Raw genomic sequence first — 6,627 nt, forward strand, 5'->3', positions numbered from 1 at the left:
GAAGGCATTGAGCCTGGGGAAGGCGACATCGGGTGCGCCGATCTGCAGCGGCAGGATGTAGTTGCCGAAGCCGAAGACGATCGGGGTGGCGTAGAGCAGCAGCATGATCGTGCCGTGCATGGTGAACAGCTGGTTGTACTGCTCGTTGGAGAGGAACTGCATTCCCGGAACGGCGAGCTCGGAGCGCATGATCAACGCCATCAGGCCACCGACGAGAAAGAACCCGAACGAGGTCACCAGATACATCAGCCCGATGACCTTCGGATCGGTGGTGGTGACCATCGTGTGCAGGAACGACCCCTTGCGGGCCCCGCGGGGAGGATAGGGGCGAACCGCCGGCTCAGCCGGAGGAGATGTCAGCGCCGTCATGGAACCACCTTCGAATCGCACGCGAATTACAGGACGCGTACGACAGCCTAACTCAAATACTATGCTGCATAGTATTTGGGTGGGTCAGGTCAGTACGGCCGCACACGCCGCGGCGGAGATCGCACTGAGGGTGAGGATTGCCATGGCGGCCGGCACCACGAGCGGCAGTACGGCGGCGGCAGCGTATGCGCCGGGCACTGTCCGGGTCGGCATCTGCGCGCTCGTATCGAGGTGGCGGAGTCGTTCGGTGGTCGATTCGCCGATCAGGCCCAGTGCCCACAGTGGACGTGCAGAATGTGCCTGCGAGACCGTCGACAGTGCCGAACGTACAGTGTCGGCGCTGGTGACCGCGGCCGCGGACCGGTCGGCTGCGACCTCGACCAGAACCCGCACCGCTGCAGGTGCTGCGGCGAACAGGGGAACGCGAGGGAACGCCGCGGCCAGGATCTCGCAGATGTTGACGATGCGGTGGTGGCGCCCGCGCAGGTGGGCGCGTTCGTGTGCGATCACAGCTCGCTGTTGATCGGGATCGAGATGGGCGAGCAGGCCTTCGGTGGCCACGACGTATCCGGGGCGACCGTCGATGCTGTAGGCCAGCGGGAGCGGGTGGTCGAGCCACATGATCGGTTCGGGTCCGGGGTCCGTGCGCGCGACGACGGCGATGACATCGCGGTGATAGTCGCGGACTTTGGACCGGGCTCGAAGCTGACGGCGAGTCGAGCGCAGGACGCGCGCCGACGCCGACGCAGCGAGGACGACCGATGCTCCGGCGACCGCTTCGCCGATCCACGGCTGGGCCGCGTGTTGCAGTGAGCCCAGACAGCGGACGGCGAGTTCGACCATGCCCTCGGCGGGCGCATGGCCGGGCCAGAGCAACACGGTCACCGCGGATCCCACGAGAAAGAACACCCCGGCGATGCTGCCGATCCATGCGGTCAAGGCGAGAGTGGGGTTCACGGTGCGGGTGAGAGAGGTCAGCGGCCGCGGCAGGGCGACGGCCGCGATGATCGCCGCGAGGAGCAACACCAGCGCGACGATCACCGGTTCACGTCCGGCAGGTTCCCCCGCAGGGCGTCGAGCTCGTCGTCGGTGACGGTTTTCGCGAAATGCATCAGGACGGCGGCCGAGTCGGTACTGGTGTCGAGGATTTCGCGCAGCGCTTGCGAGGTGGCCTCCGCGCGCGACTGCACCGGGGAGTACAGGTACGCGCGTGACTGCTTGGTCCGCTCGACCCACCCCTTCTCGTGGAGATGGGTCACGACGGTCAGGATCGTGGTGTAGGCGGGGTTTCGGTCGGCCATGAGTTCACGCAGGTCATGGACCGACTGCGGTCGATCGCATTCCCAGAGCACGTTCATCACCTCCGCTTCGAGATCACCGAGCCTTTTCATCGCCAGTTCTTCTTTCCTCGTCGTGTCAGGTGATATCGACTCCGCGTGCCGACAGCCACGCCGCCGGGTCGGACTTGGCACCGTCGGGTTGCCACACTTCGTAATGCAGGTGGGGTCCGGTGGATTGGCCTCGGTTGCCTACCGTAGCAATGAGCTCGCCGGCTTTCACACGTTGACCGGCGGTGACGAGCGCCTGGTCTATGTGCCCGTACACCCCGATCGTGCCGTCGTCCTGACGAATACGCACCCACAGGCCGAACCCTTGCGCCGGCCCTGATTCGATGACCTCACCGTCGGTCACCGATACGATCGGCGTCCCGATCGTATTGGCGATGTCGAGTCCGTAATGCGTTGTCCCCCAACGTGGACCAGCACTGGAGGTCAATGTGCCCGACACCGGCACCGCCGAGAGCGGGCGCCGCGCCTCGGCATCGCGTGCAGCGCGCTCCGCCGCCCGAACTCCCCCCTCGGCGAGTTGCTCGGTCATGCGCTGCGCGACCCGGCCGACGTCGAGATCGGGTAACTGCAATACCTGCGGGGGTGAGGCAACGACCGGGCTCGGCGGCAGGACGCCGGCGGGAGGTCGATCGATACTCGCGGCGCTGAGCGCCACACTGTCCTGCGACCCGGTGTTCGGAGCCGTCGCTGCCGCGGAAAGAAAGGCACCGACCGCGACCGACGCAGCGATGGCGCGGCCACCCGGCTTCGGCACCCGGCGGCGATGAAGTCCGCGGCGAGTAGTTCGCGACACGGCCTGGACATCGGCGCGGCCCCCGTCGTCGTGCGTCGCCTCGTCCGGACCGGCCACGTGCGCCGCCCACATCGACGCGGTAGCGTCCGCGGCCGCGGTGTCCCAGGCGTCGCTGACCGCGTGAACGGTTTCATCCGGTGCGGGCGTCTGCGCCGAGGGCGTGTGCTCGTCCTCCGACAGAGTGTCGGAGTACCCGGCATCGGCGGGCGACTCGATCGCGAAACGTGAGGGTGCGAACTCGGCCCGTCGATGACGGGGGCGATCGGTGAGCGCCGTCGGCCTGGTGCCGACGGGCATCGAGATCACGCCGCCGCGCGCCGGCGCTGCGCAGTCGTCGTCGATCGGATCGGGTGTGCGGTGTCGGGCCAAGATCACAATCCTTGGTGGCTACGAGGCCGAGGCCTCGCTCGAGATAACGAAATGGTGACGGTCAGGCCACAGGTTACTACTATCGAGCATAGTTTTTCCATCCCCTTCGACCCGGATTCGCCCGTACCGCTGGTCACGGTCCTCGGAGGACATCCCGCGGGCTGCGGCGACCCTGACCGAGAACGGATTCTTCGGGTATCAGGGGTGATCCCGCCGAGAGGACAGGCCACCGAGCATGGTGTTGTACGCCTCGAGTTCGGTATCACCTTGATCGTCGACTCGGCGATCTCGTTGCCGTGCAGCGCTCTCGTCGGCCGCCGACCACCGGACCGCGGCGAGAACTGCGGCAGCGAGCAACGGCAACTCGCCGATGCCCCATGCCAGAGTGCCGCCGCGCCGCTGGTCGGCCAGCAGGTCTGCGTTCCAATCCAGACGCAGTCCGCTGTAGAAGCTCGCTCCGAGCGCGGTCTCGAGATCGATCGTCACGACGAGGAAGAATGCGAACCCGGCCAACGCGGTGATACTCGCGAGCAACTTCGTCAGTCCCGCGATCGGTCTCGGTACCGGGTCTTCGCCGACCGTGCCCCAGAACATCACCATCCCGACGGTCAGGAACCAGCCCTTCATCACCATGTGTGCCACATGAGAGTCGGCGACGGTGTCGAACACTCCGCCGGGGTAGAGCAGGTAGAAGCTGACCAGGAACACCGTGGTGCTGACCCACGGGTGAATCGCGATCCGGGCTGCTCGGCTGTGCCATGCAGCCCGGAGCCATTCGCGCGAGCCCGGTGCGTCGGCTGCCGGAGCGGTCGGCAGGACCGAGGCGAACAAGGTGGCCGGTCGGCCGAGGACCAACAGAAACGGCACGGCGATGGCGACCGCGGTCAGTCCCGCCATGTGCACGCTGAACATCGCCGGGCTGTAGAGCCCGACCCCGGACGAGGTCGCCACGAGCAGCACCGCAGTGCCCATCAACCAGCTCGCGGTCCACCGCCGCCGCCATGGCAGGCCTACCCGCCGACGACGCCGCACGGCCACCAGATACACAACAGCCGCGATCACGGCCGCGGACCCGAACACCAGGTCGAAACGCCACTCGAACGCCAACCGCGCAGCGGTGGGCGGGCCGTCCAACACGTAGCCCAAGGCTTCTTCGTGCGCCTGAGGTAGCGAGGCGTCCTGCGGCGGGGGCGGGGGAGTGCGACCGAGTGCGACCGCCAGGCCCACTGTGGTGACGAGAACGAGGGTCTCGATCATCGACAACGTGATCAGGGATCTGCGGTTCTCGGGATCGTGAGCCAGAGCGCCGACCGTTCGTCGTCGCTGTATCCACCCGAGGGTCCCCACGATCGCCAGGGCTGCGATCTTCGCCAGTATCAGAGCGCCGTACGTCGAATCCCACAGCGACGTCACGGGTACTCGCACGGCAGCGTTGACCACTCCGGAGACCGCCATGATCACGAACGCAACCAGAGCGAGCGTCGAGTAGCGGCGGGTCGCGACGGCAAGGTGTCCACCCCCGCGCAGCGCGTGAGCGAGAAGTGCGAGGAGTCCGCCTACCCACAGTGCGGCGGCGAGGATGTGCAGGATCAACGAGTTCGTCGCGATGTCGTGATTGCCGCCGGTCGAGGAGTGGCCGGTGACCGCGCGCGGGATCAACGCGAGCATCGACAGGGCGAACAAGGCGGGGGTCCATCGATGCCGCAACACCGCCGCGCATGCTGCGGCGGTGATCGCCGCGATCGCGGCGGTGATGGCCCATGCAGTGGAGGCCTCGACATCGCCGATCGCACCGAGGAACTGCACCGGTTGCGCCGCAACGGATCCGACAGGTTGACCCGACGCGTCCGAGAGCGTCAGCGGCACCAACGCCGCTGCGCACACCGCCCACACTGCGGAGGCCTTCGCCGCGGTGCGGACGGCGATGTACCCGTCGATGTCGAGCACACCCGACATTTGGGGAGGAACGAGGAACGCTGCGAGAAGCAACGACCCCACCGCCACGACCGCGGCTACCTCTCCGAGCGCGGTCAGCGCCGGAATACCGTAGGTCGTGATCGGTCCCGGATCGGGAAGCCCGAGCAGAATCAGCGCCTGCGACGTCGACAACGCCGCGAGCGCAGCGGCCACCACTGCCGCGATCGCGGCCCACAGCAGCATCACCTGCGAACCGGAGCGTCGATTCACCGGACCGCGGGTCGAGAGTGCGGCTTCGGTGGCCATGTCGTCGGTGGCCATGAGCGACTGTGGATCGCTGTCGGTCTCGGGGCGGTTACGTTGGTGACGCAGGTGGTAGTGGGTCTGTCCACCTCGTCGCTGGCGTTGTTGTCCGATTCCGCACACGTGTTCACCGACGTGTTCGGGGTCTTGATGGCGATCGTGGCGATCACACTCGCACAGCGGCAGTCTCGCAAGACCGGCCGCACGTTCGGACTGTATCGAGCCGAAGTGTTCGCGGCTCTGTTCAATGCAGTGCTGCTCTTCGGTGTCGCTGGGTGGATTCTCTACGAAGCCGCGCAACGCATCACGAACCCACCGGAGGTGCCCGGGATTCCGGTCATGTTGGTGGCACTGCTCGGTCTGGCCATGAACCTGATCGCGTTCCTCCTTCTGCGTAGTGGTGCGAAAGAGAGCCTCAATGTTCGGGGTGCGTATCTGGAGGTGATGGCGGACATGCTCGGCTCGATCGGAGTGCTCGTCAGCGGACTGGTCACCGTCGTGTTCGGGTGGCGGTACGCCGACCCGGTCATCGCGGTCGCCATCGGGTTGTTCGTTTTGCCGCGTGCATTCACTCTGGGGCGTCATGCCGTACGAATTCTGCTGCAACACGCTCCGTCGGGCATCGATGTCGCCGCCGTGGAAAAGGCCCTGACCGGTGTCGACGATGTCGAAGAGGTACACGATCTGCACATCTGGACACTGACGTCGGGGATGGAGGTCGCTTCGGCGCATCTGACGGTCGCCCCGGAGGCCGAGACACCCCGGGTGCTCGCTGCAGCGCAGCAGGTTCTCCGCGACGAGTTCGGTCTCGAGCACGCCACTGTGCAGGTCGAACCCCAGGAAGGCGAAGGCCGTTGCCGAGAGGTCAATTGGTAGGCAGGTCTCTGGTAGGCAGGTCTCGACCCGGTGCGAGATCGGCACGCCGTGCTGTCGTCGACACGGCAGCGATGTACCGGAACCGGCACCAGTCGGGTGGGGGCACAGAGTGGGTCCTCGATTGCCGCACATCGGCCCGGTCGACACCGTTCACCCCGAACCCGTCCACCTCGCATGTTCGGCCGCCCGGTGATGGATCAGTCGACTGTGAGGGTATCTACGGTTCTGGTCACGGCGCGGTTCGGCAGTGGCTCGGTAGCGGGGCTGCGCATGACCGCCCCGTCGGTGATCGAGAAGGCACTGTTGTGGCAGGGGCACTCGATCGTGCCGTTGCGGACTCGGTTCACTGTGCACCCTTGGTGAGAACAGATAGCCGAGAAGGCACGGAAGGTACCGGGTTCCGGTTGGGTGACGACGACCTGCCGGTCGGCGAGCACGATTCCACCGCCGACAGGAACATCGTTCACCGACAAGGTGATGGGACCGTCGGAAGCGGTGTCCTCACCGGACGGGGCTTCGCCGACGCTGCATCCGGCGGCAGCCAGGCACGCTGTAGCGCAGCTCGTAGCGAGAAAAATACGGCGCGGTAGCGCCGGGATGTTGTCGCTCATGCAGCAGGTTCCCCTCGGTGCGCCTCGGTGCGCCTCGGTG

At 66.5% G+C, this 6,627-nt stretch carries 6 protein-coding genes and 1 pseudogene; 1 reads left to right on the forward strand and 6 read right to left on the reverse strand.

Annotated features, from left to right (window positions below):
- The 5 genes from CH293_RS26875 to CH293_RS26895 all read right to left on the reverse strand — a co-directional run.
- Positions 1 to 369: cbb3-type cytochrome c oxidase subunit I (locus CH293_RS26875; protein WP_176460138.1), on the reverse strand; the 369-nt coding region annotated here is incomplete at its 3' end.
- A gap of 84 nt (positions 370 to 453) precedes the next feature.
- Positions 454 to 1,410, reverse strand: coding sequence for a M56 family metallopeptidase (locus CH293_RS26880; protein ID WP_037107036.1), 957 nt, complete (start codon positions 1,408 to 1,410; stop codon positions 454 to 456).
- Positions 1,407 to 1,760 (reverse strand): BlaI/MecI/CopY family transcriptional regulator, encoded by a 354-nt coding sequence (locus tag CH293_RS26885; RefSeq protein ID WP_032382574.1) that lies wholly within the window; start codon positions 1,758 to 1,760, stop codon positions 1,407 to 1,409. Before CH293_RS26885 ends, CH293_RS26880 begins: the two co-directional genes overlap by 4 nt.
- Positions 1,761 to 1,785: 25 nt before the next feature.
- Complete coding sequence (locus tag CH293_RS28850) at positions 1,786 to 2,448, reverse strand: M23 family metallopeptidase (RefSeq protein WP_369597576.1); 663 nt, start codon at positions 2,446 to 2,448, stop codon at positions 1,786 to 1,788.
- Positions 2,449 to 3,078: 630 nt separating this feature from the next.
- Positions 3,079 to 5,118, reverse strand: coding sequence for a cytochrome c oxidase assembly protein (locus CH293_RS26895; RefSeq protein WP_094721991.1), 2,040 nt, complete (start codon positions 5,116 to 5,118; stop codon positions 3,079 to 3,081).
- 3 nt (positions 5,119 to 5,121) lie between these two features.
- On the opposite strand from CH293_RS26895, the pseudogene CH293_RS26900 reads away from it, so the two are divergent.
- Positions 5,122 to 5,976, forward strand: a pseudogene (locus CH293_RS26900) (cation diffusion facilitator family transporter); the annotation flags it as partial.
- Between the two features lie 197 nt (positions 5,977 to 6,173).
- On the opposite strand, the gene CH293_RS26905 reads toward CH293_RS26900, so the two are convergent.
- Positions 6,174 to 6,627: Rieske (2Fe-2S) protein (locus tag CH293_RS26905; protein WP_369597575.1), on the reverse strand; the 454-nt coding region annotated here is incomplete at its 5' end.

The sequence above is a fragment of the Rhodococcus sp. 14-2470-1b genome (genome assembly GCF_002259415.1).
GTDB lineage: Bacteria > Actinomycetota > Actinomycetes > Mycobacteriales > Mycobacteriaceae > Rhodococcoides.

Coding starts and splice junctions, on each gene's coding strand:
- CH293_RS26885 (WP_032382574.1), bottom strand. CDS start 1,760: ATGAAAAGGCTCGGTGATCTCGAAGCGGAGGTGATGAACGTGCTCTGG.
- CH293_RS26895 (WP_094721991.1), bottom strand. CDS start 5,118: ATGGCCACCGACGACATGGCCACCGAAGCCGCACTCTCGACCCGCGGT.